The sequence below is a fragment of the Micromonospora sp. NPDC050417 genome, assembly GCF_044458865.1.
GTDB lineage: Bacteria > Actinomycetota > Actinomycetes > Mycobacteriales > Micromonosporaceae > Micromonospora_G.
Genome location: NZ_JBITIH010000004.1, coordinates 1 through 13,982, shown reverse-complemented (window position 1 = coordinate 13,982; position 13,982 = coordinate 1). Strand labels below are relative to the sequence as shown.

Here is a 13,982-nt window from a genome sequence, read left to right as displayed (position 1 = left end):
CGCGGACAGGCGAGTGGCCCTCCGCGCTGCCGACACGAAGGGCCACTCTCACCGGGGGATCGGTGTACTGAAGAAACGTTCCTGGCGTTGGTCCTAGATTAGCCTCAAGGGGACAAGTAAGGGAGATCTGTCCAATTGGTGCAAGTTTTGCTGTTACCGGACAGTCAGTGGGTGACCGGGACACCGCTGCGCGACGAGCTGCTCGCTGGCGCCGTCCGGACCAGGTGCCGGGTTGGCAGCACCAGCAGCAGCACCACGGCCAGCAGCACGTACATGTTGCGCAGGACGAACTCGACCGGCGAGTCGGTCGGCTGCGGGGCGCTGCCCCAGTCGTGGAACGAGACCACGCCGTAGACGACGCTGCCGTACACCACAACGGCCAGCACGAGCAGGGTCCGGCGATGACGTCGGCTGGTCCCGGCCGGCTCCCAGCCGGACGGCGACGCCACGCTCGCGTCGGCCAGCACCAGCACCGCCGGGATGAACCAGTAGACGTGGTGGGTCCAACTGATCGGACTGACGAGCGAGCCGACCAGTCCGGTCAGGGCCAGTCCGGCGAGCCCGTCGCCGCCGCGCGCGGCCCGGCTCGCCCGCCAGAGGCCGTAGCCGCCGATCACGGCCACGAGCGACAACCAGAGCAACTGGTCGGGTTTCTCGGGCACGGTGAAGCGGCTCAGGAGGCCGTACAGGGACTGGTTGCCGGTGTAGTCGGTGCGGCCCACCCGGTCGGTCGACCAGAGTTCGTGGGTCCAGAACCGCCACGAGTCGCCGGGCGCGACAGCGGCGGCGAGCAGGGTCGCCACGGCGGCGGTCGCGCTCGCCACCACCGCTTCCCGCCACCGTCGGGCAGCCAGCAGGTAGATGATGAAGATGCCCGGAAAGAGCTTGAGCGCCGTCGCCAGCCCGATGCCGACGCCGGCCCAGCGCGAGTTACGGGGTACGGCAAAGAGCAGGTCGGCCAGGATCAGTACTACCAGCAGCATGTTGATCTGGCCGAACGTGATCGTCTCCCGGGTGCTCTCCGCGGCGAAGACCAGCGGAATGGCGACCCCGGCGGCGAACCAGCGGGGGATGCCGCGACGGTCCGCGATCGGCTTCACCAGCCACCAGGTGGTCACCACCACCGCGAGCGAGGTGAGGATCGTGAAGATGGCGACCGTCACGCCGAGGCGCAGGTCGGCAAAGGGACGCAGCAGCAGGGCGCTGAACGGCGGGTAGGTGAAGTAGAGCTCCCCCTGCACGCGGTCGGGCTGGGCGTAGTCGTAGAGAGGGTGGCCATCCGCCCAGAAGCGCATCGCCTTCATGTAGATCTTCAGGTCGAAGAAGTTGTGCGGCGTGCCGAGCAGGTAGACCACCGGGACGACGGCGGCGAGCACCACCGTCACGACGAGCCGGCGGGCGGTGCGACCGCCTGGGTCGTCCGCGGCTGTCGTAGGTGGGGCGGGGTGATCGGCTGACACGGGAAAACCCTAGCGGTCGGTTATGGCTGCCGCGTTGAGGCGCGGGTTGCTGGGCTGCGCGTAGTCTGTGGCGGTGGCTGATCTTCTTGTCTGGATCGACTGTGAGATGACCGGGCTCGATCTCGGCAAGGATGCGCTGATCGAGGTCGCTGCTCTGGTTACCGATCCGGATCTCAACGTTCTCGGTGAAGGTGTCGACGTGGTGATCCATGCCGACGAGGAAGCGCTGGCAGGGATGCCGGAGATAGTACGGGCTATGCATGAACGCTCGGGCCTGACCGAGGAGGTACGTCGTTCCGCCGTGAGTCTCGCCGAGGCCGAGGACCGGGTCATGGAGTACGTGACCAGCCTGGTCAAGGACCCGCGCAGCGCCCCGCTCTGCGGCAACTCGATCGCGACCGACCGGGGCTTCATCGCCCGGGACATGCCCCGGCTCGACGGGTACCTGCACTACCGCATGATCGACGTCTCGTCGATCAAGGAGCTGTCCCGGCGCTGGTACCCCCGGGTCTACTACGGGCAGCCGGCGAAGGGGTTGGCCCACCGGGCACTGGCCGACATCCGGGAGAGCATCCGGGAACTTGAGTACTACCGCCGTACCCTCTTCGTGCCGCTGCCGGGCCCGGACGTGGAGACCGCGAAGGCGATCGCGGCCCAGCTCTGAGCCGTGCCGACAGGGCGGTGCCAACCCGCTCGACGCGGTGCGGGTGGGTGTGGCTATGATTGGTCGTCGCACCGCCCGGGGTTCGGATTTCCGGGCGTGGACGGCATGGTGGCTGTAGCTCAGTAGGCAGAGCACCGGGTTGTGGTCCCGGGTGTCGTGGGTTCAATTCCCATCAGTCACCCCACGTCAAGCCCCCTCTTCGGAGGGGGCTTGTTTCGTTGACAGGTGCCTGTTCCGGTCGAGGTGCGGGTGGCGCGGCAGGACAGCCAGAACGGCGCGGGGCCGGTCCAGGACGCTCCCTGGACCGGCCCCGCGCCGTTTCGCTCAGTTGGTGGGCGTGCTGCTCGGGTCCGCCCCGGCTGGCTCGTTCGCCGACGGCGGCTCGTACGGGATCGCACTGCCCTTGATGTAGTCGTCCCAGCTCATGTTCCAGTCGGTCCAGCCGTTGCCGTTCCTGAGCTGGACCTCGGTGCCCCTCACGGTGATCGGGTCACCGATGGTGGTCACACCGAAGAGCCAGGCCGCGTTCTCCTGGGACATGTTCACGCAGCCGTGCGACACGTTGGTGTGCCCCTGCTGCGCCACCGACCAGGGCGCGGCGTGGATGAACTCGCCACCCCAGGTGAGCCGCTGGGCGTACTCGATGTCGGTCTTGTAGCGGTTGTCCGGGTTCGGGTCGTCCATCGTGTCGAAGACGGTCTTGCGCAGCTTCTCCATCACGATCATGGTGCCGCTGGAGGAAGGAGTGCTCGGCTTGCCGAGGCTGATCGGGAAGGTCTTGAGGACCTTGCCGTCCTTGGTGACGGTCATCTTCTTGGTCTTGTTGTCGACCGTCATCACCACCGCCGGGCCGATCTTGGCGTCGATGGTGAGGTCGGCGCGTCCGTACCAGCCGTCGCCGAGCGGCAGCCCGCCGGCCTGGATCTTGTAGTCCAGCTCGGTGTTGGCCTTCCAGAAGGTCTTCGGCCGGTAGTGCACCTCGGTCGGGCTGATCCACCGCCACGCACCCTCCTGGGGAGGGGTGGTGGTCACCGTCATCCGGCGCTGGAGGTCGTCCCGGTACTCCTCCGGAATGGCCCGGGAGAACTGGACGATCGCCGGCATGCCCACCCCGACGACCGAACCGTCGCCGAGGAAGCTGGTGACCCGGATCTGGTTGGCCGGCTTGGCCATGGTCGTGAAGTTGCTGTTGACCGTCGCCGGCTTGCCGTCGTCGCCGGTCGCCGTCACGGTCGCGGTGTACGTCGTGCCGTAGTCGAGCGCACCGTTCGGCAGGAAGCTCGTACCCTCGGCGTTGACCTTGCCCTCGACGACCTTGCCCGCGCCGTCCTTGAGTTCGAATTTCGTCTCGGTGGCGTCCTTGCTGGCAAAGGCGATCTCGGTCGAGGCGGGCACGTCCTTGGCGTCGGCGGCCGGACTGCTGACCACGGCGCTGGCCTTCGGGAGATCCGGCGCCTTGCCGCCCTGCCACGCTGGTGAATCGCCGCCGCCGCCGCTGCTGCAACCGGCCGCGAGTGCGAGCACCCCGGTCAGCACGACCGTCACGAGCGTGCGCGCGGTTGCCCGGCGCCGTCTCGCGGTCTGCCCCATCAACTGGTCTCGACTCGCGCGCATTGTCCCCTCACAGTTCTCATCCCCACGGCCCATCCTCTCCCAAAGACGCCACGCGGCAAATTTTGGTTTCACGACGTGGCGAGAAACCCACATTTTGGAGTTGAGATGTCGGTATAGTGAATGATTTGTCCTTACCGATCTTGCCTGCTGGGGCCGTGGATCCAGCAGCTCGACGACGGGCATGACGTACCTCGCCACCTTCGGTGGAAAGGTACGAAAAGTGCTGCTCGCCGGAATGGTTCCGGAATGGTTACCGAAATCAGGAACCAGGTGTCGTGCCGGCGGACGGGCTGGTGGGAGTGCCCTCCGTGCCAGCCGGAGCCGCCGAGACCGGCAGCGCGCTGCCCTTGACGAACTCGTCCCAACTCATGTCCCAGGCGGTCCAGCCGTTGCCGTTCTCAAGCTTGCGCTCGGTGCCTTTGACCGTCACCGGGTCACCGATCTTCGTCCGCTCGAAGAGCCAGCGCGCGTTCGGGGTGGAGAGGTTGACGCAGCCGTGCGAGACGTTCGTACGGCCCTGCTGCTCCACCGACCACGGTGCGGCGTGGATGAACTCGCCACCCCAGGTGAGGCGCTGCGCGAAGTCGATGTCGGTGACGTACCGGTTGGCCGGGTTCGGGTCGTCCCTGGTGTCGAAGACCGTGGTCTCCTTCTTCTCCATCACCACCATCGTGCCGCTCGACGACGGGGTGGCGCGTTTGCCGAGGCTGACCGGCATGGTCCGGACCAACTTGCCGTTCTCGAAGACCGTCATCTGCTTGGTCGCGTTGTCGACCTTCATCTCGAAGCTGTCGCCGATCCGGGTGCTGGCCTTCCGGTCCACGTTGCCGTACTTGCCATTGCTGAGCGGAATGCCTTCCAGGCCGATCCGTACGGTCAGCCTCGTCTCCGGCTGCCAGAACTTCGGAGCGCGGTAGAACGCCTGTGTGCCGTTCGCCACCCAGTGCCAGGCACCCGGCTGCGGCGGGTCGGTCTGCACGAACATCCGCCGCTGCACCGCCGCCCGGTCCTTCTTCGGGATGCCGGGGGAGAACTCGACCACGACTGGCATCGCCACGCCGTAGACCTTGTCGTCGAAGAGGTAGAGCCCCGATCCGATCTGGGAACGCGGCTTCGCCATCGTGGTGAAGGAGGTGGTCTTCGTCTCGACCTGGCCGGACGAACCGGTGGCGGTGACCGTGGCCTCGTACTGCTTCGCGTACTTCAGCGGCCCGTCCGGCACCCAGGAGCTGCCGTCCTCACGGAGGCTGCCGGGAACCTTCGCGCCCTCCGTGGTCAGCGTCACATCAGTGATCTTGCCGCCGGTGACGGTGGTGCCGATCTCCGTGCTCACCGGCTGCTTGTCAGCCCCGGTGGCCGGGGTGATCGCCAACACCACCGGTTCGGCCGGTGCGGTGGGACTCGTCGTGGGCTGGCCGGAGGCGTTGACGAAGCGCGCCTTCTCGCCCTCCCCGCACCCCGCCAGGGCCATCGGTGCGACCACCGCCAGGGCAGCGATCAGCGCCCAGGCCCGCCTGACGTCAGCCATCCCCACCCCGTTCATCCGCATCCTGGGCCACATCGTGCACCATCCGCACCAAAGTCCGGGGCCCCGAAACGACCCTCGGCGGGGTTTCGCCCGCTTTGCCGGCACCACCGCCCGTACGGACGGGGCGGGGGTATCTGATTGGAGTCCACTCCCAGGTGCGTGCTACGGTTTCTCCGTTGTCAGAGAGCGCCGCTAGCTCAACTGGCAGAGCAGCGGACTCTTAATCCGCGGGTTCGGGGTTCGAGTCCCTGGCGGCGCACCAAAAGAAAGGCTCTGACCTGGGGTTTCACCTGGGTCGGAGCCTTTCTTATTTCGGTATCGATAGGCCGGTGCTCGGTGGGTGCTCGGGAGCCGTTGGACCGTTCGGGCTCAGGGCGGACGGGTGGCGTGTCAATGGAGAGATGGATCAACTGCCTGGCGCGTCGCGTCGGCGGGTGCGGCTTGGATCAGGTACCTCGTTGTGTCTCCAAAGATGCGGCGGGTACCTTCACGCTACTGTTAGTGATTCCCGGGCGCGGATAGGGGCGAGTCGTGCGTCAGATCGTACGTAGGTCGGTGCGGGCCGTTCTTTTGGATGAGGACGACCGACTCGTGCTGATCAAGCGGATCAAGCCCGGCCAGGCGCCGTACTGGACAACTCCGGGCGGCGGCCTGGAGTCGACGGATGTCTCCCTGGAGGCGGCGCTTCGCCGCGAGTTGCACGAAGAACTCGGTGCCGAGGCGGACCGGTTCGCCCAGGTGTTCTTGTTCACCGCCTCCGCTGGTGAGGGCGTTTCCGTCCAGCACTTCTTCGCCTGTCGGCTACGGCAGCTGAACGAGGACGCCCGGACCGGGGAGGAGTTCGCTGATCCGTCGCGTGGTCGCTACCGGCTCGACCGGGTGACGATCGACAAGCTGCCTGCGGTGGATCTCAAGCCGGATGCGCTGAAAGAGTTCATCATCTCCAACGAGGAGGCCCTGCTCTCGGTGTAGGGCAGGCTGGCCAGACCATCGCCGGTCCGAGTCTGAAGTCCCGAGCTGCCTGGAAAGTGTCTTGCGGGCTGCGGACACCGTTCAGGTTTGCGGCTAGGGCGCCGATGAAGACGCGGTGCGACACGATGAGGGCTACGCCCTGCTGGGCGGCCTCGTTGGCGCGCGATACGGCTTCCAGCGCGCGTTGTCGCAGCGCGGTCAGGCTCTCCCCACCATGGAGAGCCGAATCCGGATCACGAAGGCGTTCGCTGCGCCACGCTTGGTACTCGCGTGGGTACTCGTCGGGGCTCAGGCCGAGTACGCAGTCGGGTGCGCGCCACTCCGCGTAGAGCGGATTTGGCGGCGCGATCGGCACATTAAGGATCTCGGCCAGAATGCCGGCACTCATCGTCGCCCGCAGAAGAGTGCTGGTGAGGATCACGTTTGGCCTGGCGTTCCGGTCGAGCAGCCAGCGGGCTGTGCTGATGACCTCGGCGACCCCGCGCGTCGTCAGTGGCGTGTCGGGACGGGCGTGGGCGTGGGGGCGGCAGAGGCCGTCGAGGCAGGTGCCGTGGCGCATCCAGAGAACGCGGTCGCTCACGACAGGTGCCAGCCGCCGTCGACGTTGAGCGCCTGTCCGGTGATGAATCCTGCCGCGGGGGAGAGCAGGAAGGCGACGGCGGCGGCCACATCCGCAGGCTGGCCGCGACGCTTGATGCACTGCCGGTCGAGTTGGCGTCGCACCATGGCGGCGTGGTCGTCGACGACGGCGTGCTCGGCGAGGACCTCGATCGAACCCGGGCGCACTATGTTGACGGTGATGTTGTTCGGGCCGAGTTCACGGGCCAGGGCCCGGATGAGGCCTTCGAGCCCGTTCTTGGCCGCGATGTAGCCGGCCAGGTCGACGCGGCCGAGTTGGGTCAGGATCGAGGAGACGGCCACGATGCGGCCGCGGCCGTTCGCGATCAGAGTGGGCGTGACGGCGCGGATGCACGCGGCGTGGGTGACCAGGTTGAGTTCGAGTTGACTGCGGAACGCGTCCAGGTCCAGTTCGTGCCAGGGGATTCGGGGGTATGCGCCAGCGTTGCTGACCACGGCAACCAGCTGCTCGGCATGGGCATCGACCGTGGATTGGAACAGCGACTGTGTGGTGGACCGTGTCAGGTCGCCGATGACGGTGCTGGTGCGCGCGCCGCGCTGATTGGCCGCCTCGACGACTGCCCCGATGTTCTCATCGTCGTAGCGGTGGGCCAGGACCAGGTCGAAGTCGGCGGCGAGACGGGCGGCGATCGCGGCTCCGATGCCCCCGCCAGCTCCGGTCACGATTGCGACATCACGATTCACGGACCGTTCTCCCATGTGTCGTGGTGAGTCCGAGTAGCTGGGCCAGGTCGGCTTCGGACGCGTACAGGTCCGCGAGCAAGCCGATCGACAACGCGGCGTCCGACGGCTCCATCTGGTGCAGCGGGTAGACGGCCAGCAGGCGCATGGCTAGGTACGGCCGTAGCCACGTGAGCAGGTCGGTGCCGATGCTGGTGGCGAGTGGTCGGGCGAGCTGGCCGAGGTAGCGGGCGAGGGTGTGCTGACGCGCCGCCGACGGCCGGTGCTGGTAGTCGATCGCGATCGTCCGGGCCGCCAGCCTCGCCAGTCGGACCTGTGGTCTGACGGCATCGGTGAGTGCCCGCCGGTGGTCGGTGAAGGCTCCGGGGTTGTAGCGCGGCACGAGCCATGCGGCGTGTAGCCGTTGATACCAGAGGAAACAGGCGATCTCCCCCGCGAGTGAGTTGAGGCCGGCGGTGTCGTAGTCAAACCAGACGGGTCGGTTCTCGTCGTCCAGGCCGATGTTGACGTCGGTGGGATCGCCCTGGGTTGTCGCTGCCCATATCTGCTGGCCCGGTTGCAAGGCGGTGCGGAGATCGGTGACCAGTGTGTCGAAGTCGAATCGTCGAGGCTGTCCGTTGATGACGAGGGTCGTCTCGTGTAGGTCGCTGCAGCGGATGCCGGACCTGTCGGGCATCGTCAGCAGATTTGGGTTGTGGCCGTAGTAGAGATCGAGCCGGCCGCCGGGTTGGGCACGGTCACGATAGAGCTTGCCGATGGTTTGGGAGGCGGGCAGGTGACGCGTCGTCGTGCCGATGACGTGCCGGTAATGGCTGAGGATGGCGTCGAGCCCGTGGTCGAGGTTGGCAAGGGCGCCAACGTCGCCGGCCGTGATGGCGTCCAGGAGCAGGCCGGTATCGGGCTGGTCGGGCCGGTGCCGGTCGTACACGGTCAGCGCCCAGCGGCCGACGCGGCGGTGCGCGTGCAGGGCGGGGAGCCGATAGTGGTTGCGGATCCGCCAGTACCCGGCGATCTCGGCGGCAGCCTCGGCAGGATTCGGGTTGATCTTGACGAACAGTCGGCGTGCGCCGACATTGAGATGGAAGGTGTGGTTCGCGGTGAACCGCCGGTGGCGGGCGACGCGGATCACGAGTCCCACCAACCAACGCACCGGCCGGCGAAACGCGCGATCAGGTCAGCCGGTACGGCTCGCAGATCGCTGGCAGTGGACCAGACGGTGTCGTCGTAGCCGTCCCGGACCGGGCACGCGTCGGCGATGGACATGAGCTGCGAGAACGGCGTCGCCACCGCGTGGTGACGGGCTGAGCCGGTAATCCACTTGGTGTGCGCGTGCCGCCCGTACAGGCCGACGACGGTGGGCCCGGTGCCGTCCGGTCTATCGGTGAGGGCGGCGAGGTGGGTCAGGCCGGTGTCGTTGCCGAGGACCAGTTCGGCGGCAGCGAACAGATCGACGCAGTCCACGGCCGTCGGACCGTGGAAGACCTCGATCTGCGCGGCGGGCGGCGGTGCCGCTCGGTCCGGCGTGGCGATCAGGGTGAACCGCCAGGGCGCGTCAGGCCGGTGAGCAGTGAGGCAGCGCGCGATCGCCGCGAAGTTCTCGATGCCGTAGTCCTTGCGCTCTGGCCGGCTGGTGGTAGACACGAAGAGCACGTGGTAGGGCGTCGGTGTGGGCTCCGTGGCGCGGAACCGCGGGCACGGGTCGCTGTCAGCAGGCAGCCGTACCCCGAGGCTCTGCTCGATGTCGAGGTAGTAGCGCATCGGCAGCGCGGCGTGCACCTGGAGGACGTTGGCGTCGACGATGTCGAGCCTCGTCGGCGGGACCTCGGGAACGGCGTCGAAGGTGCGCGGTGTCGGGCTTTCGGTGCCGATCGAGTGGTGGCCGTTCGCGGAGGTGACGGTGAGCGGCAGGGTGCATCGGGCGAGGAGATCCGCGCGGGGGCCGACGTATGCTGGCTGCGGGTACCGGTCGCGGGTGGCCTCGTGAAGAGCCTGCGCCAGGGCGAGACCCAGCAGTACGTCGCCGAGCCCTCGTGCGCCGAGGTCGAGGTGCCAGCCGTTTTTGTGCACCGCGTCGAGGGCGGCCTTCGGTGGTGGCAGCTCTCCCGCGGCCCGCCGGTACGGCAGGAGTCGGCCAAGCGGGGCCCGATCGCGCCGGACGAACGTCGGCCCGCCTCGCCGACAGATCGGGCTGTCGGTGTCGGTGTCGGTCAGAGTGTGGTCAGTACGCACAGCGGGACCTCGTGTTGTTCGAGCAGCTCCCGCCCGCCTCCGGTCGTGTCCTCGACCAGGCAGAGCACGCCTGTGACGTCGGCTCCGGCACCGCGGAGCGCGGTGACGAGGTTGGTGAGGGTGAGCCCGGTCGTGATCTCGTCGTCCACGATGAGGACGCGCTGACCCTTGAAGCGGCCGTAGGCGAACACTTCGAGTCGGCGAGCGTGAGGTTCGTGGAAGACGAGCTTCTCCGGCAGGTCGAGGTTGACCTTCCAGGCGATGCGGTAGTGGCTGCCGCTCGCCCAGGCGACCGCGAGCGTTGGGATGATTCCACCAGCGTCCAAACCGAGCAGCACGTCGTGCGGCCGGTAGGCGGGATGCTCGCACCAACGCCGCCAGAGGTGGTCACCGGCGGCCATCACCCGATCCGGCGCGGTGTCATTGCGGACACCGTCGAGTTCGTGAACGATCCTGACCGGGCGGGTGGTGTCGCCGACTCCGAGGCGGGCTACTCGGTCGGCGGTGATCGCCTTACGTGTGGTGGCCGTCATTGGCTTCCTTGTCCTTTCCATGGCCGAGGGTCTCGTCGTAGGCCAGCAGGTCGCTGGCGGCGCGGCGGATTCGTTCCGTGAGTTCGTCGTCCGAGCGCCAGTCCGCGCGACCGGCGTCGGTGACCGAGGGCAGGTCGACGCGGGCTGCTGGATGCCGGCTGGCGAAGGCCCGGCGGACATCGTCGCTGGCGTCGAGGTCGATGCCGTCCGCTCGGAGCATGATCTTCATGGCGAGGACGACGTGCTTGTAGAGCGCTCTGACATCGGTGTCGGGTCGGGCGGCCAGCCGCCGCAGCGTCATGACGACCAGCGGTAGGTCACTGCGGGCGGCGCGCTCGTCGGCGGCCCGGTCGAGGACCTGGAGTACGAGACCAGGTCGGCGATACAGCACTCCCCGGCCGTCGTGCGCGATCTGCCGTAGTGCGTAGAGCAGGCGTGGTGGCAGCCTGCCGGTGCGCGCCTCGTTGGTGCTGAATGCCGACAGCGCGATCTTCGCTCCGTCCGGGCCGGTGGGTGGGAGCGATCGGTTGGCGAGCCAACGCACCGGAAGGGTGTCCCGGACGAGGAGGACATCCACGTCGCTCCAGCCTGGCTGCCAGTTCCCGTAGGTCAGGCTTCCGGTCACCGCGACCAGTGCCGTCTCGTTGTCGACCAACTCGGCGGCGTAGGCGGCGAGGAAAGGTTGCAGGGCCGCTGGTACCGGAGTCTCACGTTGTGGCGGGTGTCGGTCGCCGGAAGCGTGGTGAACCAGCTCGGCGACCGCTCGTTTCAGAGCGAGGAGGCTGCCCGTGTTGTCGACGACGGAGTCGGCAATCGCCGCGATGCGCTCGGCGCCCCGACTCTGCTTCGTCGCGTCCCGAGACGCTAGCGAATCGGGTGATTCTTCGCCACGGGCCAGACGCACTGCCGGCGGCACATCGAGGTAGATGATCTCGCAGTGGTCTCCCCAGATCTGCCGTACATGCCTGGTTGCTTCGAAGCGATGGGCACTTTCGACGCTGATCCGGTGGGAGCCGGGATTGAGCGCGGCGAAGCGGAGGATCTCCTCGGACAGCATCCGTGCCTCGGTCAGCTCATCCCACGCCTGGTACGGGTCGGTCACGCCGACCCGGTCGGCCGCAAGGCGGAGCAGATATCCGATCTTCAGCCGCGTGACGGCGTGCTCGGTACGGAGCAACTCCCCGACGGTGCTCTTTCCGCTCTCCGACATGCCGGCGAGGACCCAGAGCCGGTCGACGCGGTCCGGGGCCAGCAGGGTGACGGGTACGCCGAACTGGGCGACGGCCTCGCGAACCTCACGCTGCACATCGAGCAGTGGCCGATCACCACGCACGATCAACCTGTGGTAGTCCCCTCGCTGGACCTGGAGCTCGATGGCTTCGGCCAGTTGGTGCTGGTAGGCGGCGTACTGATCGGAGGCGGGCGTCCGGTCCCGAGCCAGCGCCTGCTGCGCCTCGACCGAAGGCCCAAGTTCGTGACGTAGCAGGATGTGAAGTTCTCGCCTGTCGACGGGGAAGTAGCGGCGCGCTCGGTCTTCTATTTTGGCAAGTGCCTCACCGATCGGCGTTCCGTCCTTCACCGCGGCCGTTGCCGCACAGGTGGCGACGAGCATCGGGCGGCCGCGGTCCTCCAGCGCCAACCGGCCACCTCCCTGGCACCGGGCGGCGTAGGAACGGAACACGAGATCGAGATGCTCGTCGGTGGTGCTGTCGACGAACCACCATCGGCTGAAGTCGTCCCGCGACACCTCTGCCCATCGCGGGTCCCACCGGTCGATGGTCCCGGTCAGCGTGGCAGCCGGCATGGCCGAGGCCAGCCACTGCGCATTCGTGGACTTGCCGACGTTGTCCACGCCGTTGAGAGTCACCGCGAGGTTCATCGGCGCGCGCCGTAGTTCTTGAGAGCGCGCCAACGAGGGATCCGTCGACGACCCTCATGCACGTCCCGAACGAGATCGTCGTACGCACGCGCCAGCTCCCGTAACTGCCACAAAGCCGTACCGGCCTGGCTGTCGCCCCGTCCTTGCCTCTCACGGCCGGTGAGGCGTTGGCAACGCACCCAGGCAATGGCCAACCGATCGATGACCGAGCCGATCGTCTCGGTGTGCAACGGCCCGGTGCCGCGATCACCGAGAACACGGTCGACCCACGTGTCGATCTCCGTGACCAGGTCCACCCGGACGCGGTTCAAAAGGTCGATGGACCGCTTTGCGGCGGCCACAACATGATCATCAGCGCTCGGATCCCGAGAGATCATCTCGGCTGACCACTGGTCGCCGTGGTGCATGGCAAGTCGCCCGGAAACTCGCAACGGAACCCGCCACGCAGACGCCAAGAACGCGGAGTTGTCCCGGAACGAGTCGATGACCAGACCGGAGGCCGGAAGGACATTTTGCCTGCCGAGCTGGCTTGGAGCGTTGGTCGAGTCAGGAAGGGGCACGATGAAGCCTCCAAACGCTTCGTTCGACATGTCCTGAGGCGCATGGGCAATTCGGCGTTGTCGTCACGCCGACCACCACGAACCCGGCACGCCGTGCCAGCGAGCACCGCACAGCTCCGGACGGGATGCGGCGGGCGTACGTCGGGGCAGCCGCAACGACCGGAAGAAGGCGCTCGTGGCGCGCTCGTGCGCGGGACATGGACCCGGTACGTCGCAGGTCAGGCATCTGCCGTCGGCGCAGGACACGACGTGCCTCGCCAGAAGGGCCTGCGCCTCCTCGATCTGCTCGCCACCGAGATACGTAGCCATGCGTCCCCCAGTTCTCTTGTCTGATGGGCGCGGCGGCGGCAAGCGGGGTCGCGCGAGCTTGCTTAGCCGACACCGACCACCGCCGCCGTCGCCCGGGACCCAACGGCCTGGCCGTTGCGGCACCGACCGTCACATCCCTCGATGGATAGGTTGGCTGCGGCGCCGGCCCAGTTGAAGTGGTGCGCTGTCAGCCGGTGTCAGCCAACGCCGCTGGTTCCGGGAAGTACGACGACTGCCGGCTCGGCGATAGGGTGCGGGCATGACTACCGATGCTCGGCGGGCCAGCGAGTGGACCATCCACGGCGAGCGGGTCGTCGACGACACCCGGCGGGCGGTGCTCAGCATCGCCGACGTCGAGTTACCGGATGGCGTTCGGTTCGAGCAGTACGTGCTGCGAGTGCCGTCGGCGGCGATGGTGATTGTTCTCGATGATGCCGACCGGGTGCTGATGATGTGGCGGCATCGGTTCATCATCGACCGCTGGGTGTGGGAGCTGCCCGGCGGCTATCTCGACCACGACGAGGATCCGGCCGTGTGCGCTGCTCGGGAGGTCGAGGAGGAGACCGGGTGGCGGCCGAGGACGATGGAGCCGTTGCTGGGGTTCCAGCCGATGGTCGGCACCATCGACCAGCAGAATTTGGTCTATCTGTCCAGGGGAGCGGATCCGACGGGCGCCGCGCCGGATGTGAACGAGGCGGAGAGGGTCGGCTGGATCCCGCTGGGCGAGGTGGAGCAGATGATCACCGTTGGGCAGATCGTGGGCGCCGGGTCGGTCGCCGGTCTGCTCGCGGTCCTGCTGGCCAGAGCGACCGGGCGGATCTAGTGTCCTGAGTCGTTAATTCGTCGGCAGTAGGCGGCGAGGGACTCAAGGATTTCGTCGGCGGTGCGGGTCCAGACGTACGGGCGTGGGTTGG

At 67.5% G+C, this 13,982-nt stretch carries 14 protein-coding genes and 2 tRNA genes; 5 read left to right on the top strand and 11 right to left on the bottom strand.

The window, feature by feature from the left end; translation table 11 throughout:
- Window positions 1–164: 164 nt before the first annotated feature.
- Window positions 165–1,460 (bottom strand): glycosyltransferase family 87 protein, encoded by a 1,296-nt coding sequence (locus ACIBF5_RS06935; RefSeq protein WP_396808904.1) that lies wholly within the window; start codon window positions 1,458–1,460, stop codon window positions 165–167.
- A gap of 67 nt (window positions 1,461–1,527) precedes the next feature.
- On the opposite strand from ACIBF5_RS06935, the gene orn reads away from it, so the two are divergent.
- Entirely contained in the window at window positions 1,528–2,124 is a 597-nt protein-coding gene (orn, locus tag ACIBF5_RS06930) for an oligoribonuclease (protein ID WP_396808902.1), read from the top strand.
- Between the two features lie 108 nt (window positions 2,125–2,232).
- Window positions 2,233–2,308: transfer RNA gene (locus ACIBF5_RS06925), tRNA-His, on the top strand.
- A 140-nt stretch (window positions 2,309–2,448) separates the two neighbouring features.
- Here ACIBF5_RS06925 and ACIBF5_RS06920 read toward each other — a convergent pair.
- Entirely contained in the window at window positions 2,449–3,738 is a 1,290-nt protein-coding gene (locus ACIBF5_RS06920; protein ID WP_396808900.1) for an Ig-like domain-containing protein, read from the bottom strand.
- Window positions 3,739–3,997: 259 nt separating this feature from the next.
- Window positions 3,998–5,266, bottom strand: coding sequence for an Ig-like domain-containing protein (locus ACIBF5_RS06915; RefSeq protein WP_396808898.1), 1,269 nt, complete (start codon window positions 5,264–5,266; stop codon window positions 3,998–4,000).
- Between the two features lie 186 nt (window positions 5,267–5,452).
- On the opposite strand from ACIBF5_RS06915, the gene ACIBF5_RS06910 reads away from it, so the two are divergent.
- Window positions 5,453–5,528 (top strand) — tRNA-Lys (locus ACIBF5_RS06910).
- 269 nt (window positions 5,529–5,797) lie between these two features.
- Window positions 5,798–6,238 carry an NUDIX domain-containing protein gene (locus ACIBF5_RS06905; protein ID WP_396808896.1) on the top strand — a complete coding sequence of 147 codons (441 nt, stop codon included), beginning with the start codon at window positions 5,798–5,800 and terminating at the stop codon, window positions 6,236–6,238.
- Here the strand turns inward: ACIBF5_RS06905 and ACIBF5_RS06900 are convergent.
- The 8 genes from ACIBF5_RS06900 to ACIBF5_RS06865 are packed head-to-tail and all read right to left on the bottom strand — an operon-like array spanning window position 6,204 to window position 13,068.
- Window positions 6,204–6,818 (bottom strand): histidine phosphatase family protein, encoded by a 615-nt coding sequence (locus ACIBF5_RS06900; RefSeq protein WP_396808894.1) that lies wholly within the window; start codon window positions 6,816–6,818, stop codon window positions 6,204–6,206. The two genes, ACIBF5_RS06905 and ACIBF5_RS06900, sit on opposite strands and share 35 nt — an antisense overlap.
- The gene (locus tag ACIBF5_RS06895) at window positions 6,815–7,561 is read right to left on the bottom strand and encodes an SDR family NAD(P)-dependent oxidoreductase (RefSeq protein WP_396808892.1); all 747 of its coding nucleotides are present in this window, start codon (window positions 7,559–7,561) and stop codon (window positions 6,815–6,817) included. The genes ACIBF5_RS06900 and ACIBF5_RS06895 overlap by 4 nt, the downstream gene beginning before the upstream one ends.
- Window positions 7,551–8,687 (bottom strand): hypothetical protein, encoded by a 1,137-nt coding sequence (locus ACIBF5_RS06890; protein WP_396808891.1) that lies wholly within the window; start codon window positions 8,685–8,687, stop codon window positions 7,551–7,553. Before ACIBF5_RS06890 ends, ACIBF5_RS06895 begins: the two co-directional genes overlap by 11 nt.
- Window positions 8,684–9,787, bottom strand: a complete 1,104-nt coding sequence (locus tag ACIBF5_RS06885; protein ID WP_396808889.1) for a glycosyltransferase family 9 protein — start codon at window positions 9,785–9,787, stop codon at window positions 8,684–8,686. Before ACIBF5_RS06885 ends, ACIBF5_RS06890 begins: the two co-directional genes overlap by 4 nt.
- Window positions 9,766–10,320 carry a phosphoribosyltransferase gene (locus ACIBF5_RS06880; protein WP_396808888.1) on the bottom strand — a complete coding sequence of 185 codons (555 nt, stop codon included), beginning with the start codon at window positions 10,318–10,320 and terminating at the stop codon, window positions 9,766–9,768. The genes ACIBF5_RS06885 and ACIBF5_RS06880 overlap by 22 nt, the downstream gene beginning before the upstream one ends.
- A complete protein-coding gene (locus ACIBF5_RS06875; RefSeq protein ID WP_396808886.1) occupies window positions 10,301–12,199 on the bottom strand; it encodes a hypothetical protein in 1,899 nt (632 codons plus the stop codon). The genes ACIBF5_RS06880 and ACIBF5_RS06875 overlap by 20 nt, the downstream gene beginning before the upstream one ends.
- Window positions 12,196–12,789 (bottom strand): DUF4254 domain-containing protein, encoded by a 594-nt coding sequence (locus tag ACIBF5_RS06870; protein WP_396808884.1) that lies wholly within the window; start codon window positions 12,787–12,789, stop codon window positions 12,196–12,198. Before ACIBF5_RS06870 ends, ACIBF5_RS06875 begins: the two co-directional genes overlap by 4 nt.
- A 33-nt stretch (window positions 12,790–12,822) precedes the next feature.
- Window positions 12,823–13,068 (bottom strand): hypothetical protein, encoded by a 246-nt coding sequence (locus ACIBF5_RS06865; protein WP_396808882.1) that lies wholly within the window; start codon window positions 13,066–13,068, stop codon window positions 12,823–12,825.
- A gap of 259 nt (window positions 13,069–13,327) precedes the next feature.
- Here ACIBF5_RS06865 and ACIBF5_RS06860 point away from each other — a divergent pair, with 259 nt between their 5' ends.
- Window positions 13,328–13,891: an NUDIX hydrolase gene (locus ACIBF5_RS06860; protein ID WP_396808880.1), complete on the top strand. Its 564-nt coding sequence runs from the start codon at window positions 13,328–13,330 to the stop codon at window positions 13,889–13,891.
- The last annotated feature ends 91 nt before the right edge of the window (window positions 13,892–13,982 follow it).

What these genes read in the sequence shown, in the direction of transcription:
- ACIBF5_RS06920 (WP_396808900.1), bottom strand. Translation starts at nt 3,738, where the DNA reads ATGCGCGCGAGTCGAGACCAGTTGATGGGGCAGACCGCGAGACGGCGC.
- ACIBF5_RS06915 (WP_396808898.1), bottom strand. Translation starts at nt 5,266, where the DNA reads ATGGCTGACGTCAGGCGGGCCTGGGCGCTGATCGCTGCCCTGGCGGTG.
- ACIBF5_RS06880 (WP_396808888.1), bottom strand. Translation starts at nt 10,320, where the DNA reads ATGACGGCCACCACACGTAAGGCGATCACCGCCGACCGAGTAGCCCGC.
- ACIBF5_RS06875 (WP_396808886.1), bottom strand. Translation starts at nt 12,199, where the DNA reads ATGAACCTCGCGGTGACTCTCAACGGCGTGGACAACGTCGGCAAGTCC.
- ACIBF5_RS06870 (WP_396808884.1), bottom strand. Translation starts at nt 12,789, where the DNA reads ATGTCGAACGAAGCGTTTGGAGGCTTCATCGTGCCCCTTCCTGACTCG.
- ACIBF5_RS06865 (WP_396808882.1), bottom strand. Translation starts at nt 13,068, where the DNA reads ATGGCTACGTATCTCGGTGGCGAGCAGATCGAGGAGGCGCAGGCCCTT.
- ACIBF5_RS06860 (WP_396808880.1), top strand. Translation starts at nt 13,328, where the DNA reads ATGACTACCGATGCTCGGCGGGCCAGCGAGTGGACCATCCACGGCGAG.